Consider the following 17,555-nt stretch of genomic DNA (forward strand, 5'->3'; position numbering starts at 1 on the left):
AAAGATATAAGGTACATGATACACAGGAAAGCAATAAACAATAGGAAATTGCTTAATAAACGACATAAAGAAAGGAATAATCGTAAAGTCCGAAGAGAGTCTGGGAAAAGATACAGACATAATGCATGAGAAAGGAGCAAAATAGATAAAAGGAGTATGAGAATAAGATAAGAAACGATTTAAAACCTATGAGAAATGCATCATTTTTAAGGATAAATAATAGAAATAGTATGAGAAATACCATTTTATACTTTATTTATCATTGTGTTATATTGCTGTTTTACAGGAGATTATTGTATCATTTATGAGAATATGAGAAATGAAAATGAAAAATCGTTTGCAGGAAACTTATCCTATCCACGTTTTTCAAAAAAATGATAAATCGAATAAGTCCATAAGATAGATTTATTTAGTACCTTTGCCATTCTATTTATATAAAAAGAAAAAATGAGTAAAGAATACACACTCGCAGATTTCACGGATATTTTTGACTATTCCACAGGCTGGTTCAGCGACAGTAGCATTTGTAGTCTATTCTATCAGATATTCAAACGATTCCCTTCCATGAAAATGGTAAAATATAAAGTAAACCAGGATTTTCTGAAAGAAATCAAAGAGCTTTATCAACAAGACGATGCGTTCGATATATTCGAGCATACATATTGCAATCATTTTGAGAATGAAAAAGAAGAAGAGGAGGAAGAAGAAGACAATACATCTACAAAAGAGTTATACGATTGCATCGTCATCTGCAAAAGGAATTTAATGATTGGCTATTTTGATAATTGCATAAAGATTGTCTATTCCAATATTAATAAGGAAGAAATCGATCAGATTAATCAGATTTGCGAAAACCACAAAAAGGAGAATGAGAAACTGAACAATCTATTTATAGTAACATACGCTCATAACTACTTCAGTCTGAAACAATCGCAAATCAATAAGCCGGCCATTCAGATTGACCGACACTATAACAATGATTTTGTTCCCGTAGCCGCCGAAATCGAAAACTTCCTATTGGGGGAGAATAAAAGCGGATTAATCATTCTACATGGGAAACAAGGTACGGGAAAAACAACTTATATCCGTCATCTTATCAATCTCGGAAAAAAAAGAATGATTTATATGAGCGGCGACCTGGTAGATAAACTTTCAGATCCAAGCTTTATCACTTTTATCCGCCAACAAAAAAATTCGATATTTATCGTAGAAGACTGCGAAGAACTATTGTCAAGCCGCAATGGAGGAAACCGCATGAATGCCGGACTAGTCAACATTCTGAATATCAGCGACGGACTATTGAGTGATGAATTATGTATCAAATTTATCTGCACATTCAACGCTCCACTAAAAGATATCGACGAAGCCTTGCTTAGAAAAGGACGTCTGGCTGCCCGGTACGAGTTTAAAGACCTGACAACAGACAAAGTGAACCAACTAATAAAGGAAGAAGGGCTGGATATCCCCCAACAGACACACCCCATGACACTGGCTGAAATTTATAATTACGAAGGCATGGATTTCTCCTTAGGAAAAAAGCGGGTAGGATTTTAAACGAATCCCCCCAAATATAGGCAAAGCGATGGAAAATATCTCTTAGATAATCCTTTCAAAGTTATTGGATAATTAGCTATTTTTGCGTTGGTATGAACGAATATGGCACACCCACACAATAACTTTGCATCAAATTCGTTTCATGATATAAAGGGATTATAACATGGCACTAAATCAAATAAACAAGCTGGTGTGGATTGTGGAAACTATCTACAAGGCTCGCAGAATATCCTTTGAAGATTTGAATTACCGCTGGATTGAGAACGTAGAGCTTAGCGGTGGTGAGGAAATGCAGAAACGCACCTTCCACAAATGGAAATGGAACATCTTCGACACATTCGGTCTTTCGATTGAATGTGAAAAATCAGCACCATATCGTTATTATATAGAGAATATGGACGATATGAAGCGAGGTAGCATTGAGAACTGGCTCCTCAGCACCTATTCCGTCAGCAACTCCCTCATGGAGAGTAAATCCATCAAGGACAGAATCTTGTTGGAAGACGTACCGAGTGGACAGGAATATCTGGAGCCTATTCTTGAAGCTATGAAGAAGAACCGCTTCATCCACATCACCTATTATAACTATTGGCGTGAGGACACCCGCGAACACTACGTTATGCCCCTATGCGTGAAACTCTTTCGTCAACGCTGGTATATGATAGGGCGCAAGTGGCCATCAGGCAGTGATCTTGTCTATTGCCTTGACCGCATCCGTGACTTCCGCCTTTCAAGTCACATATTTGAATATCCGACAGACTTCAGTCCACAGGAATATTTTGAGGGTTGCATCGGAGTAATCACCGGCGATGGTTGCGACATTCAAAAGGTAAGACTCAAAGTCAGTTCTGGCCAAGCCAACTATTTTCGTGACTTGCCCTTGCATGAGTCACAAGAAGAAACGGAACAAACAGAAGACTACAGTATCTTTGAGTATCAGCTTCGCCCCACCTTCGACTTCCAACAGGAGATACTCCGGAACGGTGAAGACGTAGAAGTGATTGAACCGATCTGGTTGCGCAAGGAAATAGCGGGCAAGATTAAGAGGATGTGGAATAAATATAATAAAGAGCAATAGATATGATGAAGAATAAAATCATCGCAAATAACGGTTGAATTATTATTTATTACTATAACAATGAAAGTATATACTCATTTTTTCAAAATCAATGAAACGGAAGGATTTCGTTGGAGAACACTATTACACTTCGGAAATTCTTGGGATTGCATAGGTAGTATTGTGATGAAAAATCCAGGATCTTCTACTTTTACCAAAGAAGCCCCCGTATCTAAACCAGAAGTCTTAGAAGGATTATCTCGTTATAGATTCAAAGAACTAAATTGGTATGAATTCTCCATTGATCCTACCATGAGATATGTGGCTAGTCTTTTTGCTTATAAATATGGACTTGACGATCCAGCCCAACTATCTGGCGTAATACAGATATTCAACCTCTTTTACATAAAGGATGCTGATTTGACAAAAGCCAAACAAAAAGCGGAAAAATATGGTATTCCACCACTATTCAATGATGCCCTACAAATGACTCAATATGATATTGATCATTTGATTGCTCCGGTGTATTTGGGGTTCGGAAGTTTGGCTTACAGCAAAGAATATGGAGAAAGAGCAAAACTTATTTTTGATGCAGCAATAAAACTTGAAGGGTGTAACTATCTTTCATGCAAATTCTGTGAGAATTTCTATTATCACCCACAATGGCTAATTCCTTTTGGCAAGAACTATCATAATGGTTTGCTAACACTTTTGCGATTCAAGCAAGAAACTTTTTATCCTACAGATGCAGATAATGCCATATTGAACATACCAAGAAATACTATAAGCCCCAGCAGAGTGAAAAGCATTGAATCTGCTGTACTTGAAAACTTTCCTACCTGTAGATACGATAATAACAGAAGACTGAAAAATAATGAAAATGCTGCATACGGCATTACAATTGCTGAAGGTTATATCGAGGTGCGGCAGGCTTTTGAAGGTAAATCAAAAACTGCCCAGCCAAAAGCTTCCGACAGCGAAGTGAAAAAGATGCTGGAAGATAGAGGATATATTAGCGAAAAGAATTGGTTAGGACGAAAAAGGTTAATTGATTTTGGCAACACGGATTCTGAGATTATCGAATACGTATGTACGGAAATCCAAGAATTATTCAAAGAACTTGAAATATATCACTGAAATTCTTGAAAACACATCACTTCTTGCAGCCTATGCCCATATTCGGCATGGGCTGTTGTTTTTTTTGCACCATGAAATCAATAAACGAGGATTTATGGCAAGGAATTCATAACAAAAAGGTTGGAACTTTTCCGTAAATACTACTGTAATTTGTGGGATTAAAAAAAAGATATGACATTTAAGGAACTTCTAAACTGTGTAAAATTTGAGGATGTAGCTCCTCATATTGTGAAGATGTATCCAGATATGAAGAACAGTCTGGGCTGGTTCAATTTGCATTTTGATATGCTTCGCCACCTGCCTCCTGTCGTTCACGAGGATGCCAATGATAAGGTATGCCATATAACACTAAGAAATGATGAAAATGGAACAGAATCCTATCTTGACGCTTTCCCTATGGAGGGAGACTATTGGGAGCATTCCTTAACTAAGGAAATCATCGTTGATTCCGATGTAAAAGCAACCAATGAGGAACTTGTGGCTTGTTGCCTATGGCACACGTCATTCTATGGTTTTGTAGAAAAACACTTGGATGAGAAGTTCGGAGAAATCTGCCTCGGAAGAGACAGTTACTCTTATAACAAGGTTTGGACTATGCGTAACTATGGTATAATCCGAAAGTATGGAGGTACCATTCCTACTATCAGAGAGTTATCGATGTCAAAGAAACAAAAGTTGACACGATTGACAAAGGATAATATCTGGTACGGAAGCAATAGGTTGAATAAATCGAAACGGAAGAGGATGTTCAGACAGGAATTTATGGTACACTATTATGAACGTATGGCACACATCAGTGAATTTATCGTTCAAGCCATCCCTGCCTTGGATAATGGAAAGAACTATCTGACAACAGAGCAACTCTGTGGATTGTTCCAATCGGAGAAATTCTGTTCTGAGGAAATCATGTCGTTTGCTGACGACAATAAGTCTGGCGCAAACTACCTGATGGACATTATCTCCCGATATGATATGGTTCAAAGAATGGATGGTATCGTGGTTTGTTTGATAACAGGAACAGGGCATGAAGTGCTCTCGGATGACGAACAACGGCTTTGCAATTACTTGGCAGAGGGGCGAAAACACTCAGACTTAATGATTGGAGTTGATACCTCATTAGGCAATCAAGTCATCATACGTTATGCAGCATACAATTCAAAAACAAATATAATATGACAGTACAAGAGATATTCGACACTCCTGCTATCAAGGAGGTTGAGAATGAAATGATTGGTCTGGAGGAAGACATTGAGCGACACCATGTTAACAAACCGGGTGGACTGGAGACGATGCGTGTGCTAATTGGATTGCGTCGCAATCTCCTTGCCGATATGTTTGTGATGGATGAGAATTACAAGAGATTGCTCTCAGACTTCAACGAAGCCATGAAGCAGCAACTTATTCGAATGCGTCATGAAACCATCAAGGCTGCACAGGGTGTGATGAATGCCGATGTGACAGGCGACATTCAAGTTATAGGCAAGTGTTTCCTCGGTTATCGTTATTCCAGACTTCATCCCGTGCAAACTATGCGAGCAAAGAAAATATGGGCTATCCTTAATTGTTCAATTGATGATTACGTCCAGTTTTATAGTGATGGAGTGCTGATAGGAGGCTATGTGTATGACAGCCGAAAAGAGCAGGAATCTGAAAGCCAAATGCTCTATTTGCAGGAAGAGCCGGATAACTGGAATGAGGGTCTCGACATGGAGATAACTAAGGATATGTATCTCATCTATCCTGTTCACCATCTCATTTCGCATACCGATTTCTCCATCTTCGACCTACTATGGGTGCGGGATTTCAGCATGGAGATACAGATGAAGTCGAACTACGACACCTATCCCGAAGAGGAAGAAGGAGAAGATATCTCATTTATTTGAGAATAATCGTAGCGAGTGCATTCCCAATTCACTCCGAACAAACTAGGATTTCATGTTAATTACAGGAATATGTACAGGAACATATTAAACTCCAAAGAAATTCTGTGTATGCAGAAAGCATCTTCCTGCTTGGTCCGCCAGGAACAGCCAAAAGCATGGTCGCATGCAGATTAAAGTTGGTATTCAAAGAGGCAAAGTCCTTTGAATACCTCATGTCTCGTTTTTCCACTCCAGATGAAATATTCGGTCCAGCCATTGACAGAGTAGCAAGAAATCAGGCGAAGCGGATAAGCTGCAAGGGCAAATCATACCCAGGCGTAACAAATCAACAAGAACGATTCAACATTTTTATACGTTTATTATACGCAAAAAGAGTTGCCCTATTATGGAGCAACTCTTTTAAATATTAAACTTCTTAAGTTCAAACTTAACTTGTGATACCTTATATCAACATATTCTTACTTATAAGAAACGGAACTTCAAAGATATTCACTCGCAAAATCTGTAATTATCCAAAGCTAAAAGGGAAAGTGCTTTCATCAGATAAAGCAATTAATCCATTCTTCCGCTGGATACAAATTTTGTTCTCTCTTGCCAGCCAACCGGCCGCCAATGCTGTACTTTCTACGCTTAGGTTTAATCTTCTTGCCAATTCAGGTATTGAAATTTCACCAATTTCTTTCAGGGCACACCAAACTTTTCCGGCATTGTTCCCTACAATTGTTTTATCCATGGCTATTTTTATTAATAATTTGGTTACAATATAGTCATTTTAATAATTGTTTATAACAAAACCAACTTTTTTGTTTTAGTTTTTGACATTATTTAAAACAAAGAAATCAATTTCGCGTCTAGTGATTAAAAACTTGGTAATAATTCGTACCATAACACCACTAAAAGGAACATTATATATCAAAATAAATTCTCAAAAAAGGAATCGGGCAATCACAGAAAGAAAATAGGAAATTGACATTTCCGCAATATCGGACAAGTCATTTCGCTTTTTTACCAATACCTTTGCGGAGTGAAATACCAAAATAAGTTATGCAACAGAAAAAAACAACGAAAGAAGAATATCAAAAGTGCGTAAATGTTGTAGTGGAATACATCAACCAACATTTGGGAGAAGACATTGATTTAAAATCTCTGGCCAGAATTTCAAACTTTTCTCCTTTTTACTTTCACCGGATCATGAAAGCTTTTCTCGGTGAACCGATTGGTACGTTTATTGTCCGGACGCGGACAGAAGCTGCCGCACGTCTACTCCGCTACTCGGATGTTCCGATTGCCGACATCGCCTACCGGATTGGTTACTCATCTCCTTCTTCATTGTCGAAAGTGTTCAAGCAATTTTATGGCATTTCACCTTTAGAGTATAGAAACAATAAAAACTTTGTAATTATGAAACCAGCGATTATCAGGCCAGACCTGGAACTAAAAAGAGAGATCAGAAACGTTTCCGAACGGAATGTGATTTATATCCGCCTCACCGGCGATTACAAACTGAATGATTACGGTGGCACTTGGAGCCGTTTATTCCAATTCATCAAAGAACAAAAGTTGCCGATGGGAGATTTCAGCCCGCTTTGCATCTATCACGATGATCCGAAAGTGACACCGGCAGAAAAACTGCGTACGGACGTATGTATGGTAATGCCTGTAAAGGTAGCTCCCAAAAGTGATGTCGGATTCAAGGTGATCCCAGCCGGACGTTATGCTATCTTCTTGTATAAAGGTTCGTATGACAATCTGCAAGCCGTGTATGATACGATTTACGGAAAGTGTCTGCCCGAAATGGAATGTACGTTGAGGGATGAAGCCAGCGCGGAACGCTATCTGAATAATCCATGCGACACTGCCCCTGAAGAGTTGCTGACGGAAATTTATATTCCGGTAGAATAATGCGGACAGACAAATGGCGGAATAAAGAGAATGAATAAAGATGTGATTGAACGTCTGACTTTTTGGGGCAGTGCAAAGCCCTGATAAGTCTATCTTTTAGACGCGGATGACACGAATTTAGCGGATTTATAATCTTCTTATCCGTGTCATCTTGCGTTATCCGCATCTAAAAACATATTATGCCATGACAAGCTGCCTTCCTCTCTCCTATCTGCTATTTTTCGGCATAAATGCCAATGCGGTTTCCTTCACTATCCGTGAATACGGCAAACCATCCTTTGCCGTCTGCCTCGATCTTTGTTTTGGGAATGACCACTTTCCCACCTTTCAGAAGTACTTTTTCCAAGGTCTGTTCTATATCCTCACAGTTGAAATGGATAAGCACTCCATGCGTTGAAGGAAGAAAGTCGAAATTTGAAGCATAAGAGACAGCACCGACAGTTTCACCTTCTTCTGTGAAACAAGCCATTTTTTCTGTTTCACATTCAAAAGTCGGAAGTTGCATACCCAACACTGTTTCGTAAAAATCGACTGCCCGATGGAAATCGGAAGCAGGAATCTCAAAAAATGCAATTAGTTTTTTCATTTCGTTTCTTTTTTATCGTTACTACTAAGCCTTTGCAAAGACACTGCAAAAGTAGGGTAACACGAGGAAGCCTGATAGGAAAAAAGAGACATTTTTAAAGTTCGGAGAAATAATCGGAATAAGGAGCGCAGACAGAAAGATACTCGGCAGGGGTATAACCGGAAAAGAGTTTGAACTCTTTTATCATGTGAGACTGATCGGAGAAGCCACATTCATAAGCTACTTGTACAAAAGGGATAGTGACATCCTGTTGCAACATTGACAATGCCCGCTGCATACGGACAATGCGAATAAATTCTTTGGGGGTAGTGCCGACATAATCGGCAAAGATACGTCCAAACTGCTTACTGCTCAAACAGGCTGTTTCCGACAGATGAGCAATGTTGATTTGCGGCTGGAGGTTTATTTCATGAAACACAGCAGACATCCGTTTGAGGTTATACTCCGGAAGGGTGTATAGTCGACGAAGAAAAAACTGTTCTATCAAACGAATGCAAACGGCATTATCAGAAATGTCAGTGACCTGTTTCACCAGATCCGATAGTTCTACATCTTCCATCGCATCGGTATTTACATTTTGTCCGTGAAACAGATAGCTGGGAATATGAAACAATGCTTTGACTGCATAAGGCTGGAAAACGACAGTTATCATCTCTATTCTGCCTGTAGACATCACATCCGAGAAACCGACCGATTGTCCGGATATGAAGGATTGGGGTTGCAATGCCGACTCGCCCAACAAAAGAAGTTGTTTCCCTTTATGAAATACCAGTTGCATACAGCCAATAGGCAGAGTCCGTTCGGAAACCGGAGTCACTGAATCGTCTTGCAATATCCAGTAATGCCGTATATAAGGAGTCAGCGCCAAACAGGGTTTTATGAGTTGAAATGATTGCATAGAACAAAGATATTATTTCTTAATTCAAATGCAAAGGTAAAGCTCCTGTTTAAAGAGATATAGTAAAAAAAGGACTTTTTATAAAAAGCCAGCAAACATTCTCTTAATAAAAAAACATCCCCTGTTTGAAGGAGCATGATTGTAGCTCACATTCAAACAGAGGAAGATTCTTTAGATAACGGAAAGTCCGTATTCGTAGGCCTCCGACATCGCATTATAGTCCTCGTCGGAATAGCTACCTTTATCTCTGGCTTTCTGCATATCTTTCATAAATGATTCTACGGAAGTCAGGAAGCTATAATAATTCTTCTGTTCTTCATCATAACCTGTGACAGCAGGAAGTTTCTTTGCAGCTTCGAGTTCTTTCTTCAGTTCGGCCATCTTCATATCAATACGCATGCCGTCCAATGCATGTTTGCGTGAATAGAGATTCATGATACTTTGCACGGTGCCGGACATCTTACGCATGGCCATGATTTGATCTTTCAACGGTTCGTCGGCAAGCAGTTCTTTTTCAGCTTGTTCTGTCAGAGGGCTTAGAATATCAAAGATCACTTGTTTATATTCCGACATTTCTACACTAAGCCGATAGTTCTCGTCGAGGAGCTTGCCGATCTTTGCAGTCTCTTTTGCCTGCTTGTAAGAGAGGAATTTATTAAAATTATCATAGAATTGCGTCCTTGCACTGAAAAGTCCTCGATAACTCTGCTTCAGATTCTGACGGACTTCTATATTAAAATAATCTCCCGGATCCATCAATTCCGCTGTATCTCTGGCAGATACTTCAGGTGGTGCAATCGGAGATACTTCAGGAACTTTTCCTGTCTGTTCCATATATCCCAAAACTGCATTTATGTCTTTCGCATTGGCTACATGCCTCAACACGATGAGCGATGTATGATAATAGTTTATCACCTTACTGGCATTGTCCAATTCCTCCGAAGTGACAGAGGACGCAGCCTGTTTCTTGTTTCCTCCCGAACAAGAAACCAACAAGAGAGCACCTACAAGTGCTCCGAAAAATAAAATATTCTTCTTCATAATGGTTCGTTTATTAAGTCTTTCGTACTATAACAATAAAAATCGTTTTTTGTTATAGACAAACAATGCATATTCGAGAAGTGTAGTGGAGAAATTTAAAATGCTGCTAACGATGATTAAGGAATAAGCAACCAACGTGTATAAAAACAAAAAATGGCTACTCATCACGAGCAACCAATCTTTTGTTAACCTTAAATCTAATACTTATGAAAAAAACACAGTACAAAGGTACCATATTTCAGATAAATAGCAAATTTCAGCGCCTAAACAGACGATATTATAACAGGGTTTAATACTCCGAGAATCGCATTAACATTTCAGACTTCATCCGTTAACATTTAACATATTCATTCACATAGGTTGCTCCCCGGATAAGTAAAAGTAGAAAAAAGGCTAATCATGGAAACGACATTGTTTTTTTTCGTAACTTTGAACTATGATAATCAGTGCCAGCCGCCGGACAGATATTCCGGCATTCTATTCTCAATGGTTCTTCAACCGGATAAAAGAAGGATTTGTATTAGTGCCCAATCCTTATCATCCGAAAATGATTAGCAGGATTTCCTTATCTCCTGCTGTGGTTGATTGTTTCGTATTCTGGACCAAGAACCCGGCCCCGATGCTTAACCAGCTGGATAAATTACAGGATTATAACTATTACTTCCAATTTACACTCAACCCTTACGGAGAAAAATTGGAGAATCGTTTGCCATCTATCGATAAACGAATTGATACCTTTAAAAAGCTGGCAGACAAAATTGGCAGAGAAAAAGTGATTTGGAGATATGATCCGATACTGACGAATGAGGAATACAACGTTTCTTTCCACCAGGAAGCATTCGCCCGGATTGCCCATGAACTCAAAGACCATACCTCGAAATGTATGCTGGGATTTATAGACCATTACCCCCATATCCGAAACTCGATACAACCATTCAACATCAATCCGCTGACCAAAGAGGAAATAGAAGAAATGGCCGTCTCCTTTAAAAAGACAATAGATATTTATCCCGGTATACAGCTGGACACTTGTACCGTCAAGGTAGATTTAAGACATTTGGGTATTCCCAGCGGCTTGTGCATTGATAAAAGGCTGATTGAAAAGATCACCGGTTATCCTATCCTTGCTCAAAAAGATAAAAACCAGCGTAATATCTGCAACTGTATCGAAAGTATTGATATCGGGACTTATGAAAGTTGTCTGAACGGATGTGTTTATTGCTATGCCATCAAGGGCAATTACAATACAACAGCATATAATATGAAGAAACATGATAAAAACTCGCCGTTGCTCATCGGTCATTTATCCGAAGATGATATAGTAAAGGAACGGGAGATGAAGAGTCTGCGGGATAACCAATATTCGTTGTTTTAGTCTTCCTGATCCGTATCTGACTTACAGGCATAAAAAAAGGCTATCTATCCCAGACAGCCAATCTTTTGTTAACCTTAAATCTAATACTATGAAAAACACAGTACAAAGATACGGACTTTTCGGTTATCTCCAAATTTTCGGCCCGACGCAGCGTATCTTATAACATGGTTTAATAGAATCAGAACCGTATTAACAAATAAGCGGTTAAGCATTAACATTTAACAGTTTTCTTAAATAATCAGGGCATAAAACCGGAGGAGATGCAAATGTTTTCCAATCGGACACCTTATCTTATTAAAGAGAGTTTATGAGGTCTAACAAATTCCTCTGTCATCTGTTTCTAATAGAAGGTAACTATCAAATTCCCAATATATGAACAGATTCGAAAATAAAGTAGTTGTCATCACCGGTGCTGCCGGTGGTATTGGCGAAGCAACCACACGCCGCATTGTCTCCGAAGGGGGCAAAGTAGTCATTGCTGACCATTCTGAAAAAAAGGCGGAACAGCTTGCCAACGAACTTACTCATGCAGGGGCCGACGTGCGCCATGTCTATTTTTCCGCCACCGAACTCCAGAGTTGCAAAGAGCTGATTGATTTTTCTATGAATGAATATCAACGAATAGATGTACTGATTAATAATGTAGGAGGAACCGATCCCAAACGTGACCTTAATATCGAGAAGCTGGATATCAATTACTTTGACGAGGCATTCCACCTGAATCTCTGCTGTACCATGTACCTTTCTCAACAGGTCATCCCTATCATGACTACCAATGGCGGCGGAAACATTGTCAACGTAGCTTCCATAAGCGGACTTACTGCTGATGCTAACGGTACATTATATGGTGCCAGCAAAGCGGGCGTCATCAACCTGACGAAATACATCGCTACCCAAATGGGAAAGAAAAATATCCGCTGCAATGCCGTAGCCCCGGGATTGGTACTTACCCCCGCGGCATTGAATAACCTGAATGAAGATGTACGCAACATCTTCCTCGGCCAATGTGCCACTCCTTATTTAGGAGAACCGGAAGACGTCGCAGCTGCCATCGCTTTTCTAGCTTCGAACGATGCAAGGTACATCACGGGACAAACAATCGTCGTAGATGGTGGCCTGACTGCTCATAACCCGACAGTAGCGTTATCATAGAACATAACTTTAATACAATGAATAAAATGACAATAATGGGAATATGGCTTCTTTCGCTATTTATCAATAGCGGATGCAACCGAGAATTAGTAGAATAGACAGTAATGATCTTAAAATATCTATCGAAAAGGGGGAAGAGTGGATGCATGATTTTCCATTGTTTCTGGGTTTCACAATGACTTTACCCATGCATTCATTTCGTTAATAGCTTCTAGTGAAGACGGAAGCTCCTGCTTAGTCTGCAAAGCATCCGGACGAAGATCGACACGCACATACCCCCAGCCGTCTTCGTCGATTTGCAGATAGCCATACTTCCTGTACTCTTCCAGGCAACTGTCTGAGCATCCTCCATAAAAGTCACATTGAAGTTCTTCTTCCAGTGTCTTTCTATTTGCAATGAATGAACTTTCACCCACCCAAGTAAAATCGTCCAAATCAACTTCGTAATAGTCCCCTCCTCCCCGATTAAGTGCGGCAACCTCCCCCAAACGTCCTTCGGGAAGCATCTTGTAGATGCGGACATAACACTCCCCCTCATACGGATTTTCATCTACAACAAGAAAAAGGCCGGACTTTCCACAGAATAAAGGGGATGCTGTAATGACACACTGTATCGTTCTTTATTCCGTCTTTATAAACAACTACCGAATAATAGGGTTCCGACACAAAAGAATCAGTCGAGCGAAAATAAAAGTGCTTATAAGCACCGTTCATCAATGAGCCCTTGTAAAAACAACGTTCCACGCCATCTACTTGTTTCCGGCAAATACTGTCGGAGTCATAGACCTTCAAAGAAGATGCTTCCGGTTCTTTTAGCAATGATTCGGAAAGTGCATCGGGAATAATCCAATCACTTCCTTTATAAAAATCCATAGAGAAAACTTCGGAAATAGCAGTAGTTTTTTCGCCTAAAGCGTTTTCCTGTGTTTCCTGATTTGTGGAAGAAGACTGCGAAGTTCCTCCGTTTTTTCCACCACATGATAACAACAGTAATACGCAGCTATATACCAAAGCTTTTTTCACACCAAACATCTTTTATTTAATACATAATTACGGCGAATTTAATGATAATATCAGAGAGTCAGGCATAAATCGATCCAAAAAATGGAATAATTATCAGTCGGGAGACTATTATTTCGTTCAACAAATACTAACTTTACAACGTTATTAATAGAAAAGAACGAACGTCATGATTGTTAAAACACTACTAGATACAGACCTCTATAAGTTTACCACCTCGTACGCTTATATCAAACTGTTTCCTTATGCAATGGGTACTTTTAGTTTCAATGACCGGAATGAGACAAAATATACCGAAGCTTTTCTGGAAACACTCAAGACAGAGATCAAGAATCTTAGTCAGCTGAGATTCACGGAAGAGGAGTTGGAATACATGACGAAAAATTGCAGATTCCTTCCGAGAATCTACTGGGAATGGTTGTCTTCTTTTCGTTTCGACCCGAATAAGATTGATATTCATCTGGATGAAACCTGTCACCTCCACATCGAAGTAACTGACTTGCTTTATAAAGTGACTTTATATGAAGTACCTTTGCTCGCCATTGTCTCCGAAATCAAAAACCGGTTCTTCGGTCATATAGCCGACATGAACGGGATTCTTTGCAAACTGTCGGAGAAAATAGAGTTATCGAACCAACACCAGCTCCGCTTTTCAGAGTTCGGCACACGGAGAAGATTCTCTATTGATGTGCAGGAAACGGTTATCAAAAAACTGAACGAGACAGCACAATATTGCACCGGAACTTCCAACTGCAACTTTGCAATGAAATATGGAATGAAAATGATGGGGACTCACCCTCATGAATGGTTTATGTTTCATGGAGCACAGTTCGGATATAAACATGCCAACTATATGGCACTCGAAAACTGGGTGAATGTTTATGACGGTGATTTGGGTATCGCACTTTCCGACACCTATACTTCCGGCATCTTCCTTAGTAACCTTAGCCGTAAACAAGCAAAACTTTTCGACGGTGTGCGCTGTGATTCCGGTAATGAATTTGAGTTTATCGACAAGCTGGTTGCCCGTTACAAAGAGTTGGGAATTGACGCGACAACCAAAACCATCGTATTCAGCAATGCGCTCGACTTTACAAAAGCATTGGATATTCAAGAATACTGCAAAAACAAAATCCGCTGCTCTTTCGGAATAGGCACGAACCTTACCAACGATACCGGGTTCGAACCTTCGAACATTGTGATGAAACTGACGCAATGCAAGATGAATGTCAATCAGGAATGGAGGGAATGCATCAAACTGTCTGATGATGAAGGAAAACATACCGGAAGTCTTGAAGAAGTACAGGCTTGCCTGTACGAGTTGAGGTTAAACAGAAACCAATAATCAAGACGACGGAAAGGCTATAAAAAGAAAAACAGAAGTACCTCGATAGAAAATACTTTCTGCTTTTCCTTCATATATGCCATACTGAAATGCACCTGCATAAAACCAGCTATTTATATCATTGTAATAAGCGATACAATATTTTTCAGGATTTGAACCCTTTCACTGCTCTTTCCAATCTTTCCAAAGGTAATTCACCGGATTGCCGCCAAAGCTGTTCCCCTTTTCTAAAAAGAATAAAAGTAGGGGTTGACTCCACCGTATAAAAATCAGTAAGGGCAGGTTCCTGGTCGATGTCCACTTCCACTACTTCCAATGTTCCTTCCATCAGTTTCTTGAATTCTTCAACAACCGGTTTCATGCGTTGGCAGTGAGGACACCACGTTGCGTAAAACTCTGCCATTACCCAATCACCGTTAGCCAGCTTCTCCTGATTTCTTTCTTCACGAGCTATTTTCTTTTCTTTCATAATGAAATCTCCTTTTAATTAATAATTATCAACCTAACAATATCAGGAGAAAGATGGTTTAGAAAAGAAGCAAGGTTACACACTAATTAAAGAATCAAACCCGTTTGCATTTACCCGACCAACTATCAATATCCAAGCGAATATTCTCTGTACGGTGAAAAGACTTCTCTGCATCATACTTCGTTCCTATCACTTTATCTTCCGGACTAAGGACAAGCATTGCACAAAATCGAAACTTTCGTGCAAAAAAGAAACATCTTATTCAATATTTATTTATCTTTGCCCCCCGAAATGGTTCAGAATCCGTATCCAACGGACGATGATTAATAGGGAATCGGGTGCAAATCCCGGACAGTCCCGCTGCTGTGAAACTCTGTTCAATGTCTTATAATTGAACTAATTTAACGCCACTGATGTTATTCGGGAAGGCAAATAAGACAAGAGTCAGTCAGAAGACCTGCCATTTTGTGTAAGACGCCCCTCTCCTCGTGGGTTAGGAGAAAGAGTATCACTTGTTAAGCCCCAAATCAAAAAAATACTGTTTTTCGTCGGGTGGAGTATGTCCATTAGACGGGAAGACATTAATAAGTATGTACTTAATTGAAAAAAGTATGATAAAAAAAATCTTAGTAGCCAATCGCGGTGAAATTGCCGTAAGGGTAATGCGTTCCTGCCGGGAAATGGAGATAACGAGTATCGCTATCTTCTCCGAAGCAGACCGGACCGCGAAGCACGTGCTTTATGCAGACGAAGCTTATTGCGTAGGGCCGGCAGCATCCAAAGAGAGTTATCTGAATATAGAAAAAATCATCGAAGTGGCAAAAGCAGCTCATGCAGACGCCATCCATCCGGGTTACGGCTTCTTGTCCGAGAATGCCACCTTCGCCCGTCGATGTCAGGAAGAAGGAATCATCTTTATCGGACCCAATCCGGAAACAATGGAAGCTATGGGAGATAAAATTGCTGCCCGTATCAAAATGATTGAGGCGGGAGTACCCGTAGTTCCCGGCACACAAGACAACCTGAAAAGCGTGGAAGAAGCAATAGAGCTTTGCAATAAAATCGGTTATCCGGTGATGCTGAAGGCTTCTATGGGTGGTGGTGGAAAAGGAATGCGCCTCATCCACAGTGCCGAAGAAGTGGAAGAAGCATATACCACTGCCAAGAGCGAATCATTGTCTTCCTTTGGTGACGACACGGTTTACCTGGAGAAGTTCGTTGAAGAGCCTCATCACATCGAGTTCCAGATTCTTGGTGACAAGCATGGAAACGTCATTCATCTGTGCGAACGCGAATGTTCCGTGCAACGCCGTAACCAGAAAATCGTGGAAGAGACTCCTTCGGTTTTCGTCACTCCCGAACTGCGAAAAGACATGGGTGAAAAAGCGGTAGCGGCGGCTAAAGCTGTGAACTACATCGGTGCGGGTACTATCGAATTCCTTGTTGATAAACACCGCAACTATTATTTCCTTGAAATGAACACCCGCTTGCAGGTGGAACATCCGATTACAGAAGAAGTGATTGGAGTAGATTTGGTAAAAGAGCAAATTAAAGTTGCCGACGGACAAGTGCTTCAACTGAAACAAGAGAATATCCAACAACGTGGACACGCTATCGAATGTCGTATCTGTGCCGAAGACACTGAAATGAATTTCATGCCGAGTCCGGGTATCATCAAACAGATTACAGAGCCAAACAGTATCGGTGTGCGTATTGACAGCTATGTATACGAAGGATATGAAATCCCGATCTACTATGACCCGATGATCGGCAAACTGATTGTGTGGGCTACCAATCGCGAATATGCGATCGAGCGAATGCGCCGTGTTCTCCACGAATATAAATTGACCGGAGTGAAAAACAACATCAGCTATCTGCGTGCCATCATGGATACACCTGATTTTGTAGAAGGTCATTATGACACAGGGTTCATTGCCAAGAACGGCGAGTACCTGAAACAACGGATTATGCGCACCAGCGAACACTCCGAAAATATTGCCCTGATCGCTGCCTACATAGACTATCTGATGAATCTCGAAGAGAACAACAGCGGTATGGCTGCCGACAACCGCCCTATCAGCAAGTGGAAAGAGTTCGGATTGCATAAAGGTGTGTTGAGAATCTAATTTTAACAAA

At 40.2% G+C, this 17,555-nt stretch carries 17 protein-coding genes, 1 pseudogene and 1 riboswitch; of the genes and pseudogenes, 11 read left to right on the forward strand and 7 right to left on the reverse strand.

The window, feature by feature from the left end:
• The first annotated feature begins 447 nt into the window (after nucleotides 1–447).
• From GD631_RS20770 to GD631_RS20795, 6 genes and pseudogenes are all read left to right on the forward strand, one after another.
• Complete coding sequence (locus tag GD631_RS20770) at nucleotides 448–1,554, forward strand: AAA family ATPase (RefSeq protein WP_143257977.1); 1,107 nt, start codon at nucleotides 448–450, stop codon at nucleotides 1,552–1,554.
• Nucleotides 1,555–1,717: 163 nt separating this feature from the next.
• Nucleotides 1,718–2,632 (forward strand): WYL domain-containing protein, encoded by a 915-nt coding sequence (locus GD631_RS20775; protein ID WP_143257976.1) that lies wholly within the window; start codon nucleotides 1,718–1,720, stop codon nucleotides 2,630–2,632.
• A 60-nt stretch (nucleotides 2,633–2,692) separates the two neighbouring features.
• Nucleotides 2,693–3,748 (forward strand): hypothetical protein, encoded by a 1,056-nt coding sequence (locus GD631_RS20780; protein WP_143257975.1) that lies wholly within the window; start codon nucleotides 2,693–2,695, stop codon nucleotides 3,746–3,748.
• A gap of 171 nt (nucleotides 3,749–3,919) precedes the next feature.
• Complete coding sequence (locus GD631_RS20785) at nucleotides 3,920–4,924, forward strand: DUF6557 family protein (RefSeq protein ID WP_143257974.1); 1,005 nt, start codon at nucleotides 3,920–3,922, stop codon at nucleotides 4,922–4,924.
• Nucleotides 4,921–5,631, forward strand: a complete 711-nt coding sequence (locus tag GD631_RS20790; protein ID WP_143257973.1) for a hypothetical protein — start codon at nucleotides 4,921–4,923, stop codon at nucleotides 5,629–5,631. The genes GD631_RS20785 and GD631_RS20790 overlap by 4 nt, the downstream gene beginning before the upstream one ends.
• Nucleotides 5,632–5,714: 83 nt before the next feature.
• Nucleotides 5,715–5,882, forward strand: a pseudogene (locus GD631_RS20795) (AAA family ATPase); the annotation flags it as partial.
• A gap of 257 nt (nucleotides 5,883–6,139) precedes the next feature.
• On the opposite strand, the gene GD631_RS20800 reads toward GD631_RS20795, so the two are convergent.
• Nucleotides 6,140–6,364 (reverse strand): winged helix-turn-helix domain-containing protein, encoded by a 225-nt coding sequence (locus GD631_RS20800; protein ID WP_004308997.1) that lies wholly within the window; start codon nucleotides 6,362–6,364, stop codon nucleotides 6,140–6,142.
• 311 nt (nucleotides 6,365–6,675) lie between these two features.
• Between GD631_RS20800 and GD631_RS20805 the strand changes: the two genes are divergently transcribed.
• Nucleotides 6,676–7,533, forward strand: coding sequence for an AraC family transcriptional regulator (locus GD631_RS20805; RefSeq protein WP_143257972.1), 858 nt, complete (start codon nucleotides 6,676–6,678; stop codon nucleotides 7,531–7,533).
• A gap of 214 nt (nucleotides 7,534–7,747) precedes the next feature.
• Here GD631_RS20805 and GD631_RS20810 read toward each other — a convergent pair whose 3' ends face one another.
• From GD631_RS20810 to GD631_RS20820, 3 genes are all read right to left on the reverse strand, one after another.
• A complete protein-coding gene (locus GD631_RS20810) occupies nucleotides 7,748–8,119 on the reverse strand; it encodes a VOC family protein (protein ID WP_143257971.1) in 372 nt (123 codons plus the stop codon).
• Between the two features lie 94 nt (nucleotides 8,120–8,213).
• Entirely contained in the window at nucleotides 8,214–9,017 is an 804-nt protein-coding gene (locus GD631_RS20815; protein WP_143257970.1) for a helix-turn-helix domain-containing protein, read from the reverse strand.
• A 171-nt stretch (nucleotides 9,018–9,188) separates the two neighbouring features.
• Nucleotides 9,189–10,058 carry a DUF6845 domain-containing protein gene (locus tag GD631_RS20820; RefSeq protein WP_143257969.1) on the reverse strand — a complete coding sequence of 290 codons (870 nt, stop codon included), beginning with the start codon at nucleotides 10,056–10,058 and terminating at the stop codon, nucleotides 9,189–9,191.
• Nucleotides 10,059–10,494: 436 nt separating this feature from the next.
• Between GD631_RS20820 and GD631_RS20825 the strand changes: the two genes are divergently transcribed.
• The gene (locus tag GD631_RS20825; protein WP_143257968.1) at nucleotides 10,495–11,433 is read left to right on the forward strand and encodes a DUF1848 domain-containing protein; all 939 of its coding nucleotides are present in this window, start codon (nucleotides 10,495–10,497) and stop codon (nucleotides 11,431–11,433) included.
• 372 nt (nucleotides 11,434–11,805) lie between these two features.
• Nucleotides 11,806–12,585, forward strand: a complete 780-nt coding sequence (gene hdhA, locus GD631_RS20830) for a 7alpha-hydroxysteroid dehydrogenase (RefSeq protein WP_143257967.1) — start codon at nucleotides 11,806–11,808, stop codon at nucleotides 12,583–12,585.
• A 170-nt stretch (nucleotides 12,586–12,755) separates the two neighbouring features.
• Here the strand turns inward: hdhA and GD631_RS22245 are convergent, their stop codons facing one another.
• Together GD631_RS22245 and GD631_RS22250 are read right to left on the reverse strand one after the other, a co-directional pair.
• Nucleotides 12,756–13,091: a hypothetical protein gene (locus GD631_RS22245; protein ID WP_244983347.1), complete on the reverse strand. Its 336-nt coding sequence runs from the start codon at nucleotides 13,089–13,091 to the stop codon at nucleotides 12,756–12,758.
• Between the two features lie 40 nt (nucleotides 13,092–13,131).
• Entirely contained in the window at nucleotides 13,132–13,608 is a 477-nt protein-coding gene (locus GD631_RS22250; RefSeq protein WP_244983348.1) for a hypothetical protein, read from the reverse strand.
• Nucleotides 13,609–13,774: 166 nt separating this feature from the next.
• Between GD631_RS22250 and pncB the strand changes: the two genes are divergently transcribed.
• Nucleotides 13,775–14,950 carry a nicotinate phosphoribosyltransferase gene (gene pncB, locus GD631_RS20840; protein ID WP_143257966.1) on the forward strand — a complete coding sequence of 392 codons (1,176 nt, stop codon included), beginning with the start codon at nucleotides 13,775–13,777 and terminating at the stop codon, nucleotides 14,948–14,950.
• 145 nt (nucleotides 14,951–15,095) lie between these two features.
• Here the strand turns inward: pncB and GD631_RS20845 are convergent, their stop codons facing one another.
• A complete protein-coding gene (locus tag GD631_RS20845; protein WP_143257965.1) occupies nucleotides 15,096–15,419 on the reverse strand; it encodes a thioredoxin family protein in 324 nt (107 codons plus the stop codon).
• Nucleotides 15,420–15,694: 275 nt separating this feature from the next.
• A riboswitch (cobalamin riboswitch) is annotated at nucleotides 15,695–15,898 on the forward strand.
• 132 nt (nucleotides 15,899–16,030) lie between these two features.
• Here GD631_RS20845 and accC point away from each other — a divergent pair.
• The gene (gene accC, locus GD631_RS20850) at nucleotides 16,031–17,545 is read left to right on the forward strand and encodes an acetyl-CoA carboxylase biotin carboxylase subunit (protein ID WP_143257964.1); all 1,515 of its coding nucleotides are present in this window, start codon (nucleotides 16,031–16,033) and stop codon (nucleotides 17,543–17,545) included.
• The last annotated feature ends 10 nt before the right edge of the window (nucleotides 17,546–17,555 follow it).

It is taken from the genome of Bacteroides luhongzhouii, from assembly GCF_009193295.2.
In the GTDB taxonomy this organism is placed as follows: Bacteria; Bacteroidota; Bacteroidia; order Bacteroidales; family Bacteroidaceae; genus Bacteroides; species Bacteroides luhongzhouii.

What these genes read in the sequence shown, in the direction of transcription:
- GD631_RS20800 (WP_004308997.1), bottom strand. Translation starts at nt 6,364, where the DNA reads ATGGATAAAACAATTGTAGGGAACAATGCCGGAAAAGTTTGGTGTGCC.
- GD631_RS20820 (WP_143257969.1), bottom strand. Translation starts at nt 10,058, where the DNA reads ATGAAGAAGAATATTTTATTTTTCGGAGCACTTGTAGGTGCTCTCTTG.
- hdhA (WP_143257967.1), top strand. Translation starts at nt 11,806, where the DNA reads ATGAACAGATTCGAAAATAAAGTAGTTGTCATCACCGGTGCTGCCGGT.
- GD631_RS20775 (WP_143257976.1), top strand. Translation starts at nt 1,718, where the DNA reads ATGGCACTAAATCAAATAAACAAGCTGGTGTGGATTGTGGAAACTATC.
- GD631_RS20845 (WP_143257965.1), bottom strand. Translation starts at nt 15,419, where the DNA reads ATGAAAGAAAAGAAAATAGCTCGTGAAGAAAGAAATCAGGAGAAGCTG.
- GD631_RS22245 (WP_244983347.1), bottom strand. Translation starts at nt 13,091, where the DNA reads ATGCTTCCCGAAGGACGTTTGGGGGAGGTTGCCGCACTTAATCGGGGA.
- GD631_RS20780 (WP_143257975.1), top strand. Translation starts at nt 2,693, where the DNA reads ATGAAAGTATATACTCATTTTTTCAAAATCAATGAAACGGAAGGATTT.
- GD631_RS20785 (WP_143257974.1), top strand. Translation starts at nt 3,920, where the DNA reads ATGACATTTAAGGAACTTCTAAACTGTGTAAAATTTGAGGATGTAGCT.
- GD631_RS20770 (WP_143257977.1), top strand. Translation starts at nt 448, where the DNA reads ATGAGTAAAGAATACACACTCGCAGATTTCACGGATATTTTTGACTAT.
- GD631_RS20790 (WP_143257973.1), top strand. Translation starts at nt 4,921, where the DNA reads ATGACAGTACAAGAGATATTCGACACTCCTGCTATCAAGGAGGTTGAG.
- GD631_RS20815 (WP_143257970.1), bottom strand. Translation starts at nt 9,017, where the DNA reads ATGCAATCATTTCAACTCATAAAACCCTGTTTGGCGCTGACTCCTTAT.
- GD631_RS20810 (WP_143257971.1), bottom strand. Translation starts at nt 8,119, where the DNA reads ATGAAAAAACTAATTGCATTTTTTGAGATTCCTGCTTCCGATTTCCAT.
- pncB (WP_143257966.1), top strand. Translation starts at nt 13,775, where the DNA reads ATGATTGTTAAAACACTACTAGATACAGACCTCTATAAGTTTACCACC.
- accC (WP_143257964.1), top strand. Translation starts at nt 16,031, where the DNA reads ATGATAAAAAAAATCTTAGTAGCCAATCGCGGTGAAATTGCCGTAAGG.
- GD631_RS20825 (WP_143257968.1), top strand. Translation starts at nt 10,495, where the DNA reads ATGATAATCAGTGCCAGCCGCCGGACAGATATTCCGGCATTCTATTCT.
- GD631_RS20805 (WP_143257972.1), top strand. Translation starts at nt 6,676, where the DNA reads ATGCAACAGAAAAAAACAACGAAAGAAGAATATCAAAAGTGCGTAAAT.